The organism is Nonomuraea thailandensis (genome assembly GCF_024172165.1).
GTDB lineage: Bacteria > Actinomycetota > Actinomycetes > Streptosporangiales > Streptosporangiaceae > Nonomuraea > Nonomuraea thailandensis.
Genome location: NZ_JAMZEB010000002.1, coordinates 10,175,430 through 10,191,500, shown reverse-complemented (window position 1 = coordinate 10,191,500; position 16,071 = coordinate 10,175,430). Strand labels below are relative to the sequence as shown.

15 protein-coding genes are annotated in these 16,071 nt (G+C 67.6%); 6 read left to right on the top strand and 9 right to left on the bottom strand.

The features are described from left to right. Window positions 1-6: 6 nt before the first annotated feature. Window positions 7-939 (top strand): thioredoxin-disulfide reductase, encoded by a 933-nt coding sequence (gene trxB, locus HD597_RS51210; protein WP_148440664.1) that lies wholly within the window; start codon window positions 7-9, stop codon window positions 937-939. Window positions 940-949: 10 nt separating this feature from the next. After that, a complete protein-coding gene (trxA, locus tag HD597_RS51205; protein ID WP_253754768.1) occupies window positions 950-1,264 on the top strand; it encodes a thioredoxin in 315 nt (104 codons plus the stop codon). A gap of 79 nt (window positions 1,265-1,343) precedes the next feature. Here the strand turns inward: trxA and HD597_RS51200 are convergent, their stop codons facing one another. Then, on the bottom strand, window positions 1,344-1,892 hold the full coding sequence (locus tag HD597_RS51200) for a GNAT family N-acetyltransferase (RefSeq protein WP_253754767.1): 549 nt from the start codon (window positions 1,890-1,892) through the stop codon (window positions 1,344-1,346). A 245-nt stretch (window positions 1,893-2,137) separates the two neighbouring features. Between HD597_RS51200 and HD597_RS51195 the strand changes: the two genes are divergently transcribed. The 3 genes from HD597_RS51195 to HD597_RS51185 all read left to right on the top strand — a co-directional run bounded on the left by HD597_RS51195 (window position 2,138) and on the right by HD597_RS51185 (window position 6,378). Then, entirely contained in the window at window positions 2,138-3,463 is a 1,326-nt protein-coding gene (locus HD597_RS51195; RefSeq protein WP_372513588.1) for an aminotransferase-like domain-containing protein, read from the top strand. Window positions 3,464-3,640: 177 nt separating this feature from the next. Further along, entirely contained in the window at window positions 3,641-4,600 is a 960-nt protein-coding gene (locus tag HD597_RS51190; RefSeq protein WP_253754765.1) for a D-alanine--D-alanine ligase family protein, read from the top strand. A gap of 731 nt (window positions 4,601-5,331) precedes the next feature. Beyond that, on the top strand, window positions 5,332-6,378 hold the full coding sequence (locus HD597_RS51185) for a threonine aldolase family protein (RefSeq protein ID WP_253754763.1): 1,047 nt from the start codon (window positions 5,332-5,334) through the stop codon (window positions 6,376-6,378). A gap of 568 nt (window positions 6,379-6,946) precedes the next feature. Here the strand turns inward: HD597_RS51185 and HD597_RS51180 are convergent. From HD597_RS51180 to rpmH, 8 genes are all read right to left on the bottom strand, one after another. Continuing rightward, on the bottom strand, window positions 6,947-7,909 hold the full coding sequence (locus tag HD597_RS51180) for a ParB/RepB/Spo0J family partition protein (protein WP_253754761.1): 963 nt from the start codon (window positions 7,907-7,909) through the stop codon (window positions 6,947-6,949). 1,748 nt (window positions 7,910-9,657) lie between these two features. Beyond that, a complete protein-coding gene (locus HD597_RS51175; RefSeq protein WP_253754759.1) occupies window positions 9,658-10,593 on the bottom strand; it encodes a ParA family protein in 936 nt (311 codons plus the stop codon). A gap of 137 nt (window positions 10,594-10,730) precedes the next feature. Beyond that, complete coding sequence (gene rsmG / locus HD597_RS51170) at window positions 10,731-11,405, bottom strand: 16S rRNA (guanine(527)-N(7))-methyltransferase RsmG (protein WP_253754756.1); 675 nt, start codon at window positions 11,403-11,405, stop codon at window positions 10,731-10,733. Window positions 11,406-11,686: 281 nt separating this feature from the next. Beyond that, window positions 11,687-12,175 carry a Jag family protein gene (locus HD597_RS51165; RefSeq protein ID WP_253754755.1) on the bottom strand — a complete coding sequence of 163 codons (489 nt, stop codon included), beginning with the start codon at window positions 12,173-12,175 and terminating at the stop codon, window positions 11,687-11,689. Window positions 12,176-12,195: 20 nt separating this feature from the next. Beyond that, window positions 12,196-13,146: a membrane protein insertase YidC gene (gene yidC / locus HD597_RS51160; RefSeq protein WP_253754753.1), complete on the bottom strand. Its 951-nt coding sequence runs from the start codon at window positions 13,144-13,146 to the stop codon at window positions 12,196-12,198. Between the two features lie 4 nt (window positions 13,147-13,150). Further along, window positions 13,151-13,432 carry a membrane protein insertion efficiency factor YidD gene (yidD, locus tag HD597_RS51155; protein ID WP_253754751.1) on the bottom strand — a complete coding sequence of 94 codons (282 nt, stop codon included), beginning with the start codon at window positions 13,430-13,432 and terminating at the stop codon, window positions 13,151-13,153. Next, on the bottom strand, window positions 13,429-13,791 hold the full coding sequence (gene rnpA, locus HD597_RS51150; RefSeq protein ID WP_372513587.1) for a ribonuclease P protein component: 363 nt from the start codon (window positions 13,789-13,791) through the stop codon (window positions 13,429-13,431). Before rnpA ends, yidD begins: the two co-directional genes overlap by 4 nt. A 59-nt stretch (window positions 13,792-13,850) precedes the next feature. Continuing rightward, window positions 13,851-13,988 (bottom strand): 50S ribosomal protein L34, encoded by a 138-nt coding sequence (gene rpmH / locus HD597_RS51145; RefSeq protein ID WP_020547366.1) that lies wholly within the window; start codon window positions 13,986-13,988, stop codon window positions 13,851-13,853. Window positions 13,989-14,432: 444 nt separating this feature from the next. On the opposite strand from rpmH, the gene dnaA reads away from it, so the two are divergent. After that, a complete protein-coding gene (gene dnaA, locus HD597_RS51140) occupies window positions 14,433-16,016 on the top strand; it encodes a chromosomal replication initiator protein DnaA (protein ID WP_253754747.1) in 1,584 nt (527 codons plus the stop codon). Window positions 16,017-16,071: the final 55 nt, after the last annotated feature.

The window sequence follows — 16,071 nt, the reverse complement described above, 5'->3', positions numbered from 1 at the left end:
GGAGCGTTGAGCGACGTCCGTAACGTGATCATCATTGGTTCCGGCCCTGCCGGTTACACGGCGGCCGTCTACTCCGCGCGCGCCGAACTCAAGCCGCTCGTCTTCGAAGGCTCCGTGACCGCGGGCGGCGCGCTCATGAACACCACCGACGTGGAGAACTTCCCCGGGTTCCCCGACGGCATCATGGGCCCCGACCTCATGGACAACCTCCGCAAGCAGGCCGAGCGCTTCGGCGCCGAGCTGGTGGCGGACGACGTCGTCGAGGTCGACCTGAACGCCAACCCCAAGGTCGTCAAGACCCACACCGACACCTACTACGCCAAGTCGGTCATCCTGGCGATGGGCTCCGGCTACCGCGAGCTCGGCCTGGAGAACGAGAAGCGGCTTTCCGGCCACGGCGTGTCCTGGTGCGCGACCTGTGACGGGTTCTTCTTCCGCAACAAGGACATCGTGGTCGTGGGCGGTGGCGACACCGCGATGGAGGAGGCCACGTTCCTGACCCGGTTCGGGCGCATGGTGACGGTGGTGCACCGCCGTGACGAGCTGCGCGCCAGCAAGATCATGCAGGACCGGGCGTTCGCGAACGACAAGATCCGCTTCGTCTGGGACTCCGAGGTCGTCGACGTGCTCGGCGAGACCAAGGTCGACGCGGTCAAGCTGCGTAACGTCAAGACCGGCGAGGAGTGCGAGCTGGCGACCGACGCGCTGTTCCTCGCGATCGGCCACGACCCCCGCACCGAGCTGGTCAAGGGCCAGATCGATCTCGACGAGGACGGCTACATCAAGGTGGCCTCGCCCTCCACGGCGACCAACATCGACGGCGTGTTCGCCGCCGGCGACGTCGTCGACCACACCTACCGCCAGGCCATCACCGCGGCGGGCACCGGCTGTGCGGCCTCGCTCGACTCCGAGCGCTGGCTCGCCAACAACGAGAAGTAAGGAGCGCACCGTGAAGGCTGTCACCGACGCCACTTTCGAGTCCGAGGTCCTCAAGAGCGACAAGCCCGTGCTGGTCGACTTCTGGGCGGAGTGGTGCGGCCCGTGCCGCCAGGTCGCGCCCATTCTCCAGGAGATCGCCAACGAGCACGGCGACAAGCTGGAGATCGTCAAGCTGAACATCGACGAGAACCCTGAAGTGCCGCGCCAGTACGGTGTGCTCCAGATCCCGACGATGAACGTCTTCAAGGGTGGAGAGGTCGTGAAGCAGATCATCGGCGCCAAGCCGAAGGCCATGCTGCTGCGCGAGCTCGAGGGCATCATCTAGGACGCCCATGAGAACGCCCCCGCGGTCCTGGCGACTGCGGGGGCGTTCTCCTGTCCGGGTATAAGGCGCTGAGGTGGCTTCAGACGGGACGTAGTGCCCGTTCCGGGCTCATGGAGCCGAGGAGGCGTTCGAGAGCCACCTCGACGTCCTCACGCCACGAGACGGCGGTCTTCAACTCCAGTCGCAACCGTGGAAATCGCAAATGCGGACGAACGGTCTTAAACCCCACAGAAAGCAAGTATTCCGCTGGAACGACGCAACTAGGCTCTTCCCACTTGAGATCCCCGAAAGCTTCAATGGCTTTCACCCCGCGCCGTGTCAGGTCCTTGGCCACTCCCTGAATCAGCATCCGGCCCAGCCCGCCACCGGAGAACTCCGGAACGATGTGCGCCGTCATCAACAACACCGCGTCGGCGCTCACCGGAGAGGTGGGAAAGGCCACCGAGCGCGGGGTGTAGAGCGGCGGGCTGTAGAGCACGAACCCCGCGGGCACCCCGTCGACATAGGCGATCTTGCCGCAACTCCCCCACTCCAGCAGGGTGCCGGAGATCCAGGCCTCCTTCTCCAGCGCCGGGTCGCCCGAGTCCACCGCCCGTTCCCCGCTCATGGGGTCGAGCTCCCAGAACACGCACCTGCGGCAGCGGCGCGGTAGATCTTCAACATTGTCCAGGGTTATGTTGACCAGCCGGCGCGACAACTACGGCCCCTATCGTTGACCCGGAAAAGCGCGCGAAAACCGCGTCTACAGGTGGCATCGTAGCCCAGTAGAGATGTCGCCACCGGACACCACGACGGTCGAGCCCGGCGACGGGCGACATGTCCGTCTGGCGTAATCTGGTATTTCAGTCCCATATGAGACCTAGGAGGTGGGCCGTGACGGAAGAGCTGGATCACGGTCAGACACCCGCGACCCAAGGGTCGCGCATCGACGCCTACGTCGATCGGTACGCCGCGCGAGCTACCGGGATGGTCGCCTCCGAGATCCGAGCTCTCTTCGCCGTCGCGTCGAGGCCCGAGGTGGTCTCGCTCGCGGGCGGCATGCCGTACGTCACGGCCCTTCCCCTCGACATGGTCGGCGAGCTCGTCTCCGACCTCGTCACGCGGCGCGGCCCCGTCGCGCTGCAGTACGGCTCCGGCCAGGGCGACCCGCATCTGCGTGAGCAGATCTGCGAGGTCATGCGGCTGGAGGGGATTCACGCCGGGGCGAACGACGTGGTCGTCACCGTCGGTTCGCAGCAGGCCCTCGACCTGATCACCCGGATCTTCATCGACCCGGGCGACGTCGTGCTGGCCGAAGGCCCCTCGTACGTGGGGGCGCTGGGAACGTTCGCCGCTTATCAGGCCAAAGTGGTCCATATCGCCATGGACGACCAGGGCATCGTGCCCGAGTCGCTGGCGCAGACCATCTACGCCCTGGAGACGGCGGGCGCGCCCATCAAGTTCCTCTACACGATCCCGACCTTCCACAACCCGGGCGGCGTCACGCTGAACATCGCCCGCCGCCAGCAGGTGCTCGACATCTGCCAGCGGGCCGGGATCCTCATCATCGAGGACAACCCGTACGGGCTGCTCGGCTTCGACGGGGAGCCCATGCGCGCCCTGCGGGCCGACAACCCCGACGGCGTGGTCTACCTGGGGTCGTTCTCCAAGACGCTCGCCCCCGGCTTCCGCGTCGGCTGGGCGCTGGCGCCGCACGCCATCCGCGACAAGCTCGTGCTGGCCATGGAGTCGGCCGTGCTCTCGCACTCGTCCTTCACGCAGCTCGCGGTGGGCCAGTACCTCGCGACGCAGCCGTGGCACGAGCAGATCAAATCCTTCAGGGAGCTCTACCGCGAGCGCCGGGACGCGTTGCTGGACGCGCTCGAATCGCTGATGCCGCCCGAGGTCACGTGGACACGACCTGGTGGCGGCTTCTTCGTCTGGGCCACCCTGCCCGAAGGGCTCGACTCCAAGGCGATCCTGCCGCGGGCCGTGGCCGAGCGGGTCGCGTTCGTGCCGGGCACCGGGTTCTTCTCCGACGGCAGCGGGGCGCGGCACATGCGATTGTCGTACTGCTATCCCGAGCCCGACCGCATCCGCGAGGGGGTGCGCAGGCTCGCCGGAGTCATCGAGCAGGAGATCCAGCTCAGGGACACCTTCGGCACCGCCTCCGCCCGCGACCACCAGGGCGTCGACACACCAGGGCCCGACCTGGCCTGATCCCACCGGCAGGCCGGTGTCGCGCTCGATGCGACGCCGGCCTGTCGCTGTTTACGGAGGAGATGGGAGGGGATCGCCGGAGAAAGCACCTCCCGTACACCATTGGCCCCAGCCGCCGGTACGGTTGGACAGCCTGCCATCAGCGGCGTCAGCCAGCGGCTTCAGCGGAGGGATGAGATGAGCGATCTGGGCCACGTGCTCGTGCTGGCCGGAGGCCTCTCCTACGAGCGGGAGGTTTCTCTGCGCTCGGGTCGCAGAGTCAGCGAGGTGCTGCGCGCGACGGGCATCGACGTGGAGACCCGCGACACCGACGCCTCCCTCGTGCCCTCCGTCCTGGCCGACCCGCCGGACGCGGTCTTCGTGACCCTCCACGGCGGCGCGGGCGAGGACGGCGCCATCCGGTCCGTGCTGGAGCTGCTCAACGTCCCGTACGTCGGCGCCGACCCCGACGCCTGCCGCGTGGCCTTCGACAAGCCCACCGCCAAGGCCGTCGTCCGCTCCGTCGGCCTGCGCACCCCCGCGTCCGTCACGCTGCCCAAGGAGACCTTCCACGACCTCGGCGCCACGGTCGTGCTCGGCCGCATCGTCGAGCGCCTCGGGCTGCCCCTGTTCGTCAAGCCCGCCCGCGGCGGCTCCGCCCTCGGCGCCTCGTTCGTCCCCACCGCCGAGGAGCTGCCCGCCGCGATGGTCGGCTGCTTCGCCTACGGTGACACGGCGCTGATCGAGCGGTACGTGGAGGGCGTCGAGGTGGCGGTCTCCGTCGTCGACCTCGGCTCCGGGCCCGTCGCCCTGCCGGCTGTGGAGATCGTCCCCGACGAAGGCGTGTACGACTACGCGGCCCGCTACACCGCCGGCCACACCGAGTTCTTCGCCCCCGCCCGCCTCTCGGCCGCCGCGGCCGCCGCCTGCGCCGAGACCGCGGTGACCGCCCACACCGCGCTGGGGCTGCGCGACATCTCCCGTACTGATCTGATCGTGGACGCCGACGGGGTGCCGCACTTCCTGGAGGTGAACGTGGCCCCTGGGATGACCGAGACGTCGCTGCTGCCCATGGCGGCGGAGGCTGCTGGGGAGGATCTCGGCGAGCTCTGCCGCACCCTCCTCCAGAACGCCGCATCCCGCTCCGCCACCTCCTGAGCGGCTGTCTTTCCCGAGGCTTGCTGCGCCGGCCATGCGACCTTCTTCCGCACGGCCGGCGGCGGCCCGGTGACGCAAGGCGTCTTGGGTGCTGCCTCCACACGTCCGTACGCGTGGAGGGCAATTCACTGGCCCTTGCACATGCAGCGTTCACACGCGCTACCACCGAACGCCCCCACCTCCCAGCACACGCAGCACCTGACCGCGCCATCCATATGCGACCCGCCAACGGCAGGACCTCTCGCGCGTAGCGCGTCAGGCTCCGGCACTCCTCACCCGTGGCGGTCCCGACTCCGGCACTCTCCCGCCCGCGACGCACCTGACTCCGGCGCCCACTCACCCGCGGCGTATCCGACTGCAGCGCCCTCCACCGTCGCGGCACTTTCCATTCGCAGAGCACCCCGGCGGCCATCGCACTCCACCACCCGCAGCACGTCGCGCGCGGCCCACACCCACTGGACGCGACGCCCCACACACTGCACCACTGACGCGCCGCAGCATCGCAGCACCGACGCGGGCACGATCCCGTACCGCCACCCACCACCACCACCGCCGTCGCCGTCGCCACCGCCATCCCCGCCCACCACCGCCGTCCCCGCCCACCACGCGCACGACCATGCGCACGACCACGACCACAACCACGACCACAACCACGGCCACGACCACGGCCACGGCCACGGCCACGGCCACGACCAGACGAACCGTCTGAGCCGTGTCAGTAGCCTTACGTTGTGCTGATCGATTCGATGTACCCCAAGAGCTTCGCCAGCGACAACCACGCCGGCGTGCACCCAGCCATCCTCCAAGCCATGGCCGCCGCGAACACCGGTGACGCACCCGCGTACGGCGACGACACCTGGACCTCGACATTCGAGGAAAAGATCAAGGAGGTATTCGGCCCAGGCGCCGACGGCTTCGCGATGCTCAACGGAGCAGGCGCCAACATGGTCGGCCTCGCCCTCATGCTGGGCCGCTACAGCGCCATCATCTGTGCCGACAGCGCCCACATCGCCACCCACGAAGCGGGAGCAGCGGAGCGCCTGCTCGGCGTGAAACTCATGACGGTCCCGACCGAGGACGGCAAGCTACGCCCCACCGACATCAAGTCGCGCCTGGGCGGCCTCGGCAACCCCCACGAGTCCCAGCCCTCCGTCGTCTCCATCTCCCAGACCACCGAACTCGGCACCACCTACTCCCCCACCGAGATCGCCGCCCTCGCCGAAGCGGCTCACGAGTCAGGCCTACGCCTTCACGTGGACGGCGCCAGGCTCGCCAACGCCGCCGCCTACCTCGACTGCGACCTGAAGGCCATCACCACGGACGCCGGGGTGGACGTGTTCAGCTTCGGCGGCACGAAGAACGGCGCACTGGCCGCCGAGGCCGTCGTCGTCCTCGACTCATCGCTGGCGCACGCCGTACCGTTCCTCCGACGCCAGTCCCTCCAACTCGCCTCGAAGATGCGCTTCATCTCGTCACAACTAACGGCCCTCCTGACGGACGACCTGTGGCGCCAGAACGCCGGCCACGCCAACGCCATGGCCGCACGCCTGGCCGACGGCCTCGCGGACATCCCAGGCGTCTCTCTAGCGCAACCGGTCCAGTCCAACGCCGTCTTCGCCACCCTCCCGCTCCCGGTCGCGGAATCCCTCCGCCAGCGCTACCTGTTCCACTACTGGGACGAAGCCGCGAGAACCGTCCGCTGGATGACCGCCTTCGACACCACTCCGGAACATGTGGACGACTTCCTCAACGACATCCACAAGGCCGCCGCCATGTAGCGCACGCCCGCCGCACGGCACCCAAGTTTCACGTGAAACACGCACCGGTCGACTCCCGCCGGCTTCACCGCCCCGAGCGAATCGCTTCGCTCGCACCCATCGTCGCGCACCGCCCGACCCAAGCCGCCACGTCCGCTGTTTCACGTGAAACGTCGCCCGCCCATAGGGCAAGCAACGCGCCCAATCGGCCCCTCACACCGGCTCTCCCCAGAAGCCCTGGCCGCCCTAACCGCATCTCCAGCAACCGTCAGGTGACGAGCGCGCGGCCCATGAACCGGCCTTAAGCGCTGAGCGCCCCGCCGACGCGGGCACCGGAAGTGAGAGCCAACCATGAAATCGCTTGCCGGACGTCGCCCGCTCCAGCCATCAACCGCGGAAGGCTCCGTCGTGCGGGACATCCGCTCCGCACGTTTCACGTGAAACAACGCCAGAGATGCGTAGCACCCCTCAGAGACGTGTTTCACGTGAAACCAACCAGCCGACCAACCACCCTCGGGGGACGACCTTCGACCCACAACGCTCGACCGACAACCCCTTGAGCGACGACCACCCTCGGGTGGGTCACTTCCTACTCTTCACCCTCCCGCATCGCACGCACCGCCTCAGGCGCCATGGTGCCGATGATGCGCTCAAGGTCATCGATCGTGGCGAACTCCACCACGATGCGCCCCTTCCTGCGCCCGAGATCCACCTTCACCTTGGTCTCGAAGTGATCGGAAAGACGGTCGGCAAGATGAGTGAGCCCCGGCGCGGTCGGCTTGGCCACCTGGCGCTCCCGCACCGGCTTCTTGGCCGCCTTCGCGCTCCCCATGGCCACGATCTCCTCCACGGCCCGCACCGAGAGGAGCTCCGCCACGATGCGCTTGGCGAGCTTGATCTGCTCTTCAGCGCTCTCAAGCCCAAGAAGGGCTCGGGCGTGACCGGCGGTGATGGATCCAGCCGCCACCTTGAGCTGGACATCAGGAGGGAGGTTCAACAGGCGCAGCGTATTGGTGATGTGGGAGCGAGAGCGACCAACCTTCTTCGCAAGCTGATCATGCGTCGCCTGGAAGTCGTCAAGGAGCTGCTGATACGCCGCCGCCTCTTCCAACGCGTTCAGCTGCTCGCGCTGAAGGTTCTCGATGAGCGCGTCACGCAGCAGGTCGGTGTCCTGCGTGTTGCGGACGATCGCCGGCACCGGGTCCAGGCCCACCTGCTGGCAAGCCCGCCAACGCCGCTCCCCCATGATCAGCTCGTACTTGCCACCACCGACCGACCGGACCACGATCGGCTGTAGCAGCCCGACCTCCCGGACGGACGCCGCCAACTCCTCAAGCCGCTCCTCGTCGAAGACATCACGCGGCTGCCGCGGGTTGGGGACGATCGCGGACAGCGCGACTTCCTTGAAGTACGCCCCGGCGATCGGCTTGGGCCCCGTCTCCCCCGTTGACCCGTTCGACGGGGTCGGCGCCGCCCCCGTACCGTCAACGATGGGACCGGTCGGGATGAGCGCCCCGAGCCCCTTGCCCAATCCCCGCCGCTGCTGACTCACTGCGTCTCCTCATCCACCCGGTCGATTCCGGTCACTCCAGGAGAGGTTACCGTCGCCCGCCCCGCGGGGTGCCCCCTCGCCACACACCACCCCGTTGGATTTACACCGACACGATCACAAACCTGCCCAACTCGTGACTGAGCCCCAAGATGCCCTTCCTTATCCACGCAGACGGAGCGCAGCACGCCACCCACAGCACGGGCACGCGTCGTGCGACACACCACGATGCGGGGAACGCCGCGTCCAGCACTGCACGGCGCGCGAAACACGGATCGGCGTCCGATGCGGCACGCGAATCGCGGCCCACGGCATGGGAGACACGGCACGATCAGCGGACCGGAGTGAAGACCCCGCCCGAGGGAGCAGACGAGGCGAGCAGCGCGCGGCGAGCTGGACGTGAATGGACGCTCAGCATGCGAGCGCTGGGTTCGCTGTGATGAGCGACTGAGGCGAGCGTGGGGTGCAACGAGCAGGCCAACGCGACCGGGCCAACGCGACCGGGGCCGACACGGCGAACAGGCCAACGCGGGACCGGACTGGCACGGCGACCGCAACACGACGGGTAGCAAAGTACGGGAAGCGGCGGTGCGGCGTGCGGCGTGCTTGCCCCGGCGAGGGGCCACAACGTGGCACGAGAGCGAGCCTCCCCGCTGGGAGCCGGCGCAGTGGCGCAACGCGAGTAGCGGGCACGACGGGGGCCGATGCGGTGAACGGGCTCAGTGCGCAGAAGGCAGCGCGGCGCGGAGGGCTGTACATGGCGAACACGGTGTAGAGGGCGGTGTACGACGAGCGCAGTGCGGGGCGGTACATGGCGAGCTCATCGGCGTGGAGGGCGGTGTACGGCGAGTGCGATGCGGGGGCAGCATGATGAGCCGGCGAGGCAAACGGATGCCAGCGCGGCGCGAGGGCCCCCGGCGAGCACCGCACGAGGCGAGACCCCACGGCAAGCACGGCACGAGGCGGTCGGGCACGGCAAGCAAGGCGTGGGATGCCACGAAGAGCGAGCGCAGTACGCAGCGGCGCAACTGCGGGGTCGACGGTCCGAGCCGGGCACTGCACACGACGGTCGAGGCGACCGATGAGCTCGGCACGCCGCACAACTGCGCGGCTACCGCACGGCGGGCAACTGGCGGCCTTGCGCACCGGCCGCCGCGCCCGCAGGTCGTGATACGCGATGGCGATGCGAAGGGCTGCGGGTGCGCGACGTTCGCACCGCACCGCACCGCCCGGCACTGCACGGCCTTGCCCAGCACTGCATGGCCATCGCAGTACACGACGCCCACAGCGCCCGCCGCAACGTAGCGGGATCGCGCGCGGCGTGAGAAGGACATGGTGCTCACCGTGTGAACCGCTGGCGAAGAAGAGGCACGGCGTGAAGGCGAGACGCGGAAGGCGTGGATCACGACATGCTCGACCAGCGTCGCGCGATGCGCCTTCCTCCAGACGCACTGCCCCACGCCGGCGATGCGCCCAACTCGCAGGCACCAAATCCGCCTCCGCGCCCCTCCCCCACCGCACCTCCCCGGCTCCGGGCCTCTACATGGTGCACCCGATGCCCGGTCGGTCGCGTAGGTGCGGAGGTGCGTAGCGCCTCGATCGATGCGGTGCACGACGCACGGCCGTAGGCGATGCGACCGTACGAAAGTGATCAGGACGTACCGAGCGAGCGCGCACGAAACAGGGCCGCAGCCAAGGCGGACATACCCAACACGGACATGCCAGGCGCAGAGCAGGCCCTGTGCGGGGTGTCAGGCGACGGTGGCGCGGTGGGCGATCTCGCGGGCGGCGTCCATGTAGGCCATCGCCCCACTGGACCCCGGATCGTACGTCATCACCGACTGCCCATAACTAGGCGCCTCCGACAACCGCACGCTACGCGGAATCACCGTACTCAACACCGTCTCCCCGAAGTGCGCCCGCACCTCATCCGCCACCTGCGAAGCCAGTCGCGTACGCCCGTCGTACATCGTCAGCACGATCGTCGAGAGCCGCAGCGCCGGGTTCAGATGCGCCTTGATCAGGTCGACGTTCCGAAGGAGCTGGCCGAGCCCTTCCAGCGCGTAGTACTCGCACTGGATCGGGATCATGACCTCCTCCGCGGCCACCAACGCGTTGACGGTCAGGAGCCCGAGCGAAGGCGGGCAGTCGATCACGATGTAGTCGAGGTCCACCGCGTCGTACGCCGCCAGGGCGCGCCGGAGGCGGGCTTCGCGGGCGACGAGGGAGACGAGCTCGATCTCCGCGCCCGCCAGGTCGATGGTGGCCGGAGCGCAGTAGAGGTTCGGCATGTCGGGCACCTGCTTGACGATGTCCGCCATCGGCAGATCGTCCACCAGCACCTGGTACACGTCGGGAACGTCACCACGGTGCTCCGTCGCCAAGGCTGTGGAAGCGTTGCCCTGCGGGTCGAGGTCCACCACGAGGACGCGCTGGCCGTGCATGGACAGGGCGGCGGCGATGTTGACCGAAGTGGTGGTCTTGCCCACGCCGCCCTTCTGGTTCGCAACGGCGATCACTCTGGTCTTGGCCGGGCGTGGCCACGATCCGTTGCCGTCACTTGAGGTCTCGCCTGGCTGAGCGGCCGTCTGGGTTGCAGATGTTTCACGTGAAACCACTGAGCTGAGGGCCTCTCGTACCAGGGGCGAATCACCGGGGTTCAGGGGGGTCTGGGTCACGTTGGCCATCCTTTCAACCAGTGGTGTGCCGGTGCCGGGAGTTTGCTGTCGCGACACGCCCATTTCAGGCCAGCCAACCCCGTTGGGACTCTCGGACCGACGGCTGTCCGGCCAGCCCAGACCGCTTATCGCGACTGGCACAACCGTCACCTCCTCCGTCGCGGCCTTGCTCGCTCCGGCGCGCGACCCGCTACCACCCGAACCAATGTTGCAGGCGGCTCGACCTTACCGTGCCCGACGGTCACAAGCTCGGCCGTTCGGGCCCCGCTGGCCCGCAATTGGGCCTCCGCCTCGGCGAGCTCGTCGGCGGCCCGCTCCCCCTTCATGGCGATCAGCTCGCCGCCCTCGCGAAGCAGCGGCATCGCCCATGTCAGGAGACGGTCGAGCGGCGCCACCGCGCGGGCGCTGGCGACGTCGAACTCGCGCTTGCCGGCCAGCTCCTCCGCCCGGCCGCGCAGCACCTCGACGTTGTCCAGCTTGAGCGCCTCAACGCATTCCTCCAGGAACACGGTACGGCGCAGCAGCGGCTCCAACAGCGTAACCGTGATGTCCTGCCGCACAATGGCCAGGACCAGACCGGGCAGCCCCGCTCCCGAGCCGATGTCCACCAGTCGCACGTCCGGCGGCACCGCCTCGGCCACCACCGCGCAGTTGAGCAGGTGACGATCCCAGATCCGCGGCACCTCCCGCGGGCCCAGCAGCCCACGGACGACACCCGGGCCCGCCAGCAGCCCGGCGAAGGCGTTGGCACGCTCCCAAGCTTCCCCGGTGAAGACGTCCCGCGCTATCTCAGGCGGTTCAGGAAGCTCATCGTGGCTCACTGGTTCGGTGGCCCTTTCTGGGACGTGGCGGCCCTTGCTCGCTGTGGTCGGTATGGGGTTCTGGGTGTGTCGCGCCGGTGCGGGCTTCGGCCGGGTTGCGGCTGGTTCCGGAGCCCGCTCTCCCCCAAGGCTACGGGGTGAGATCACAAAGGCAGACTAGCGGGCCAGGGTCAAGGAGAGCTGTGAGCGCGCCGTTGGCACGCCTTCGCCCGCCTGCGAGCAAAAACGGCCGCCTGCCACGCGCGACAGCGGGCAGACGGCCGTTCGAAGTGGAACGCGCCTCAGGCGGGCAGGACCACCACGTACCGCTGCGGCTCCTCACCCTCGGACTCGCTACGGAGCCCGGCGGCGGCCACCGCGTCATGGACGATCTTGCGCTCGAACGGGGTCATCGGCTCCAGCGCCTTCGACTCACCGCGCTCCCGGACCTGATCGGCGATCTCGGTGCCGAGCTTGGTCAGCTCCGCGCGGCGCCGCTCGCGGTAGCCGGCCACGTCGAGCATCAGCCGCGAGCGCTCCCCCGTCTGCCGGTGCACAGCCAGCCGGGTCAGCTCCTGCAGCGCTTCGAGGACCTCACCCGCCGGCCCCACCAGCTCCGTGCTCTTCAGCCCGACGACGGAGACCATGGCCCGGTCGCCCTCGACGTCCATGTCGATGTCGCCGTCGATGTCGGCGATGTCGAGAAGGCCCTCGACGTAGTCGGCAGCGATCTCGCCTTCCTGCTCCAGCGCGCTGAGATCAGGAGCCTGCTCCTGCTCGGCCTCGGTCATGGCCGGCCTCTCCTTCGTGTTCAAGACTTCTTGCTGCCGGTGCGCTTGCTGCGTGACTGCCTGCTCGGCTGCTGCCTAATGATCTTAGGCTCCGGCGGGGGCGGAGGGGCCTCTTCTTCCGGAGTGGTCTTCCGCAGTTTGGCCATCAGTCCGGGCTTGGGCTTGACCGGGACCACGTTGCCCTTGGCGTCGTACTCCGGCATCGGGTGCCGGCTGTAGAACCAGTGCTGCTGACCGAGGGTCCACACGTTGGTGGTGACCCAGTACATGATCAGACCGAGCGGGAAGTTCAGGCTGAAGAAGGCGAACAGCGGCGAGATGTACATCAGGATCTTCTGCTGCTGCGCCATGGGGTTGTCGGGCATCTGCGCCATGGAGCGGGTGACGCTCTGCCGGACGGTGAGGAACGTGGTCAGCGAGCTGACCGCGACGAAGATGCCCAGGACCACCTTGGTCTGTACGTTGCCCGCGCCGAAGCCGGCGAGGTCCTCGGCCGACATGAAGAAGTTGGCGGGCAGCGGAGCGCCGAAGATGTGCGCCTTCCGCGCGCTGTCGACCAGCTCCTGGGTCATGCCGTACTTCGCGTGCCCGTTCGCCATGTTCTGCAGCACCGTGAACATGGAGATGAAGATGGGGAACTGCGCGAGGACGGGCAGGCAGCCGCCGAGCGGGTTGGCGCCCGCGCCCTGGTAGAGCGCCATGACCTCCTGGTTCATGCGCTGCTTGTCGTTCTTGTAACGCTTGCGCAGCTCTTGAACCTTGGGGGCGAGCTCCTGCATCTTCCGCGACGAGCGCATCTGCTTCAGGAAGAGCGGGAAGATCAGGATCCGCATGAACACGGTCAGCGTGATGATCGTCAACGCCCAGGTCAGCCCGCTGTCCGGGTTGAGGACCGTGCTGTATGCAGAATGGATCCAGATGATGACTTGGGCTACGGCTTGGTACAGCCAGCTCAGCCAGGACAGCTCCACCGAGCTATCTCCCTTGCGTTTCGTGGGACCGGACCGGGCGTGGGGGCACCGGGTCTATACCTCCGGGATGGAATGGGTGGCACCGCCCGATGCGCCGGACAGTCAGCCATACGCCGCGCAATGCCCCGTGCACGGCAATCGCTTCGAGTCCATAGGCACTGCATGACGGGTAGAACCGGCAGCGTGGACCGAGCAGCGGGCTGATGAACGCCCGATAGAACCGAATGGGGATGATGAGCGCGCGGGCTGCGATGCCCGGCACTACCCCTTGCGGTTGCTCCGTCATTTCTGTCCACCCGTCGAGGACTCGCGCCGCCTGAGCAAACGATCCAGCGCGAGATCGAGTTCGGCGGCCAGGTGCTCGAATCGCGCGGACGCGGCCGGTGGGTTGGCGCGTACCACAAGCAGGCTACCTCGCGGCAGCCGATGGAGACGGTCCCGCATCAGGTGTCGGAGCCGTCGTTTGACCTTGTTTCGGGTCACCGCGCCCCCGACGGCCTTGCTCACCACAAATCCCACGAGAGGCGGCTCTTCCCCAGAAAGGGTGAAATGCACCACAAGGGTCGGGCGGCCCGCGCGCTTACCGCGCTTGACCGCCGCCTCGAACTCCTCCCCGCGTCGCATGCGGGATTGACGGGACAGCACCGTATACGTCTAACGCCCGCCGGCGTGATCCGCCGGCGGGCTGTAGTCGCGCGGGACGATCAGGCCGACAGCTTCTCGCGGCCCTTGCGGCGACGAGAGGCGAGGATGGCGCGACCGGCCCGGGTGCGCATCCGCAGCCGGAAGCCGTGGGTCTTCGCGCGGCGACGGTTGTTCGGCTGGAAAGTACGCTTGCTCACGGGTGGGCTCCAGGCTTGGTGGTGCGCCACGAAGGCGCTTAAGACACATGGATGGCCTGCCAGTTTACGAGGGCACGCGAAATAGCCGTCGCGTGACAAGCCGACCGTCGTACGTTACGGGCCAAGCACCGTCCAGGTCAAACCAGACGGGTTGTCCACTAATCCACAGGCCACTTTTCCACCGGGGGCCCCACGTCCACAAGATGTGCACTCTGGTGCCACTAGGCTGTGGACAACGCTTGAACACAGCTGTGCACAAAGATACTGTCGGCCCTTCCAGGCCCGCTCAAGCCCTGTGGACAGCGTGTGGATCACCTGTGGAGGACGAGGGCGGGAAGCCCTGCCCCCACGTGTGGACGAAGGGTCGCCGATCGACATGGGCGACCCGAGCCATGTGGATAACGATCGCGGGGGGCCGCGAGAGGGAGGAGGGGGAGCCGCACCATGAACGGTGTCGACCTCGGCACGGTATGGGCGAGGGCCCTGGGCAACTTCCTCAACGAGAACGTGCCCATCCAGCAGCGCACCTGGCTGTCGATGGTGCGCCCGATCGCCCTGGCCGACGACACGATCGTGCTCGGCGTCCCCAACGACTTCCTCAAGGACCTCATCGAGAGCAACAAGCTGCGCCCGCTGGTGACCCACGCGCTCTCCCAGGAGCTCGGCCGGACCATGCGGGTGGCCGTGATGATCGACACCACGGCCCCCGAGCAGCCTGCCGTCGACACTCATCAACAGCCTGTGACTCAAAGTTATCCCCAGGGTGTGGAGAGTCAGCTGCGTTATGCACAGCCCGTGCAACCGCAGCACAACCAGGCTTCGGAGCCTCCGCAGTTCTATTCTCCACAGCCGGAGCAGCCCCAGATATCCACCGAATATCCACAGCAGGGCTTCTCTTTTGAACAGGCCCAGCCGTACACACCGCCTGTGGAGAAGTCGCCGGAGCCGGCTCCGAACCGGTGGGAGGCGAAGAGCAACAAGCCCAGCGAACCGGCCAGGCTTAATCAGAAGTACACATTCGAGACATTCGTCATCGGCGCCAGCAACCGTTTCGCCCACGCGGCGGCCGTGGCGGTGGCCGAATCCCCCGCGAAGGCGTACAACCCGCTCTTCATCTACGGCGACTCGGGGCTGGGGAAGACACACCTGCTGCACGCGATCGGGCATTACGCCCAGAGCCTGTACGACGGGGCGCGGGTCAGATACGTGAGCTCCGAGGAGTTCACCAACGACTTCATCAACAGCATCCGCGACCACAAGGCCGACGGCTTCCGCGGCCGCTACCGGGCGATCGACATCCTGCTCGTGGACGACATCCAGTTCCTGGAGGGCAAGGAGCAGACGCAGGAGGAGTTCTTCCACACCTTCAACACCCTGCACAACGCCAACAAGCAGATCGTCATCTCCAGCGACCGGGCGCCCAAGCAGCTCATCACGCTGGAGGACCGGCTGCGCAACCGGTTCGAGTGGGGCCTGATCACCGACGTCCAGCCGCCCGAGCTGGAGACCCGGATCGCCATCCTCAGGAAGAAGGCCATCCAGGAGGGCCTGGCCGCGCCGCCCGAGGTGCTCGAGTACATCGCCAGCCGCATCTCCACCAACATCCGGGAGCTGGAGGGCGCGCTGATCAGGGTCACCGCGTTCGCCAGCCTCAACCGGCAGGGTGTGGACCTGCAGCTCGCCGAGGTGGTGCTGAAGGACCTGATCACCTCGGAGTCGGACACCGAGATCACCATCGCGGCCATCATGAGCGAGACCGCACAGTACTTCGGCATCAGCATCGACGACCTGTGCGGCACCTCACGCAGCCGGGCGCTCGTCAACGCCCGGCAGATCGCCATGTACCTGGCGCGCGAGCTGACCGAGCTGTCGCTGCCGAAGATCGGCCAACAGTTCGGCGGCCGCGACCACACCACCGTCATGCACGCCGAGCGGAAGATCCGGTCGCTCATCGCGGAGCGCAGGTCGATGTACAACCAGGTCAACGAGCTGACAATGCGGATCAAGCAGACACAGCGTGGATCTTGAGTTCATACACAGCCTGTGGAAAACACTGTGGACCAGCGGAAACACAGAAATTCAC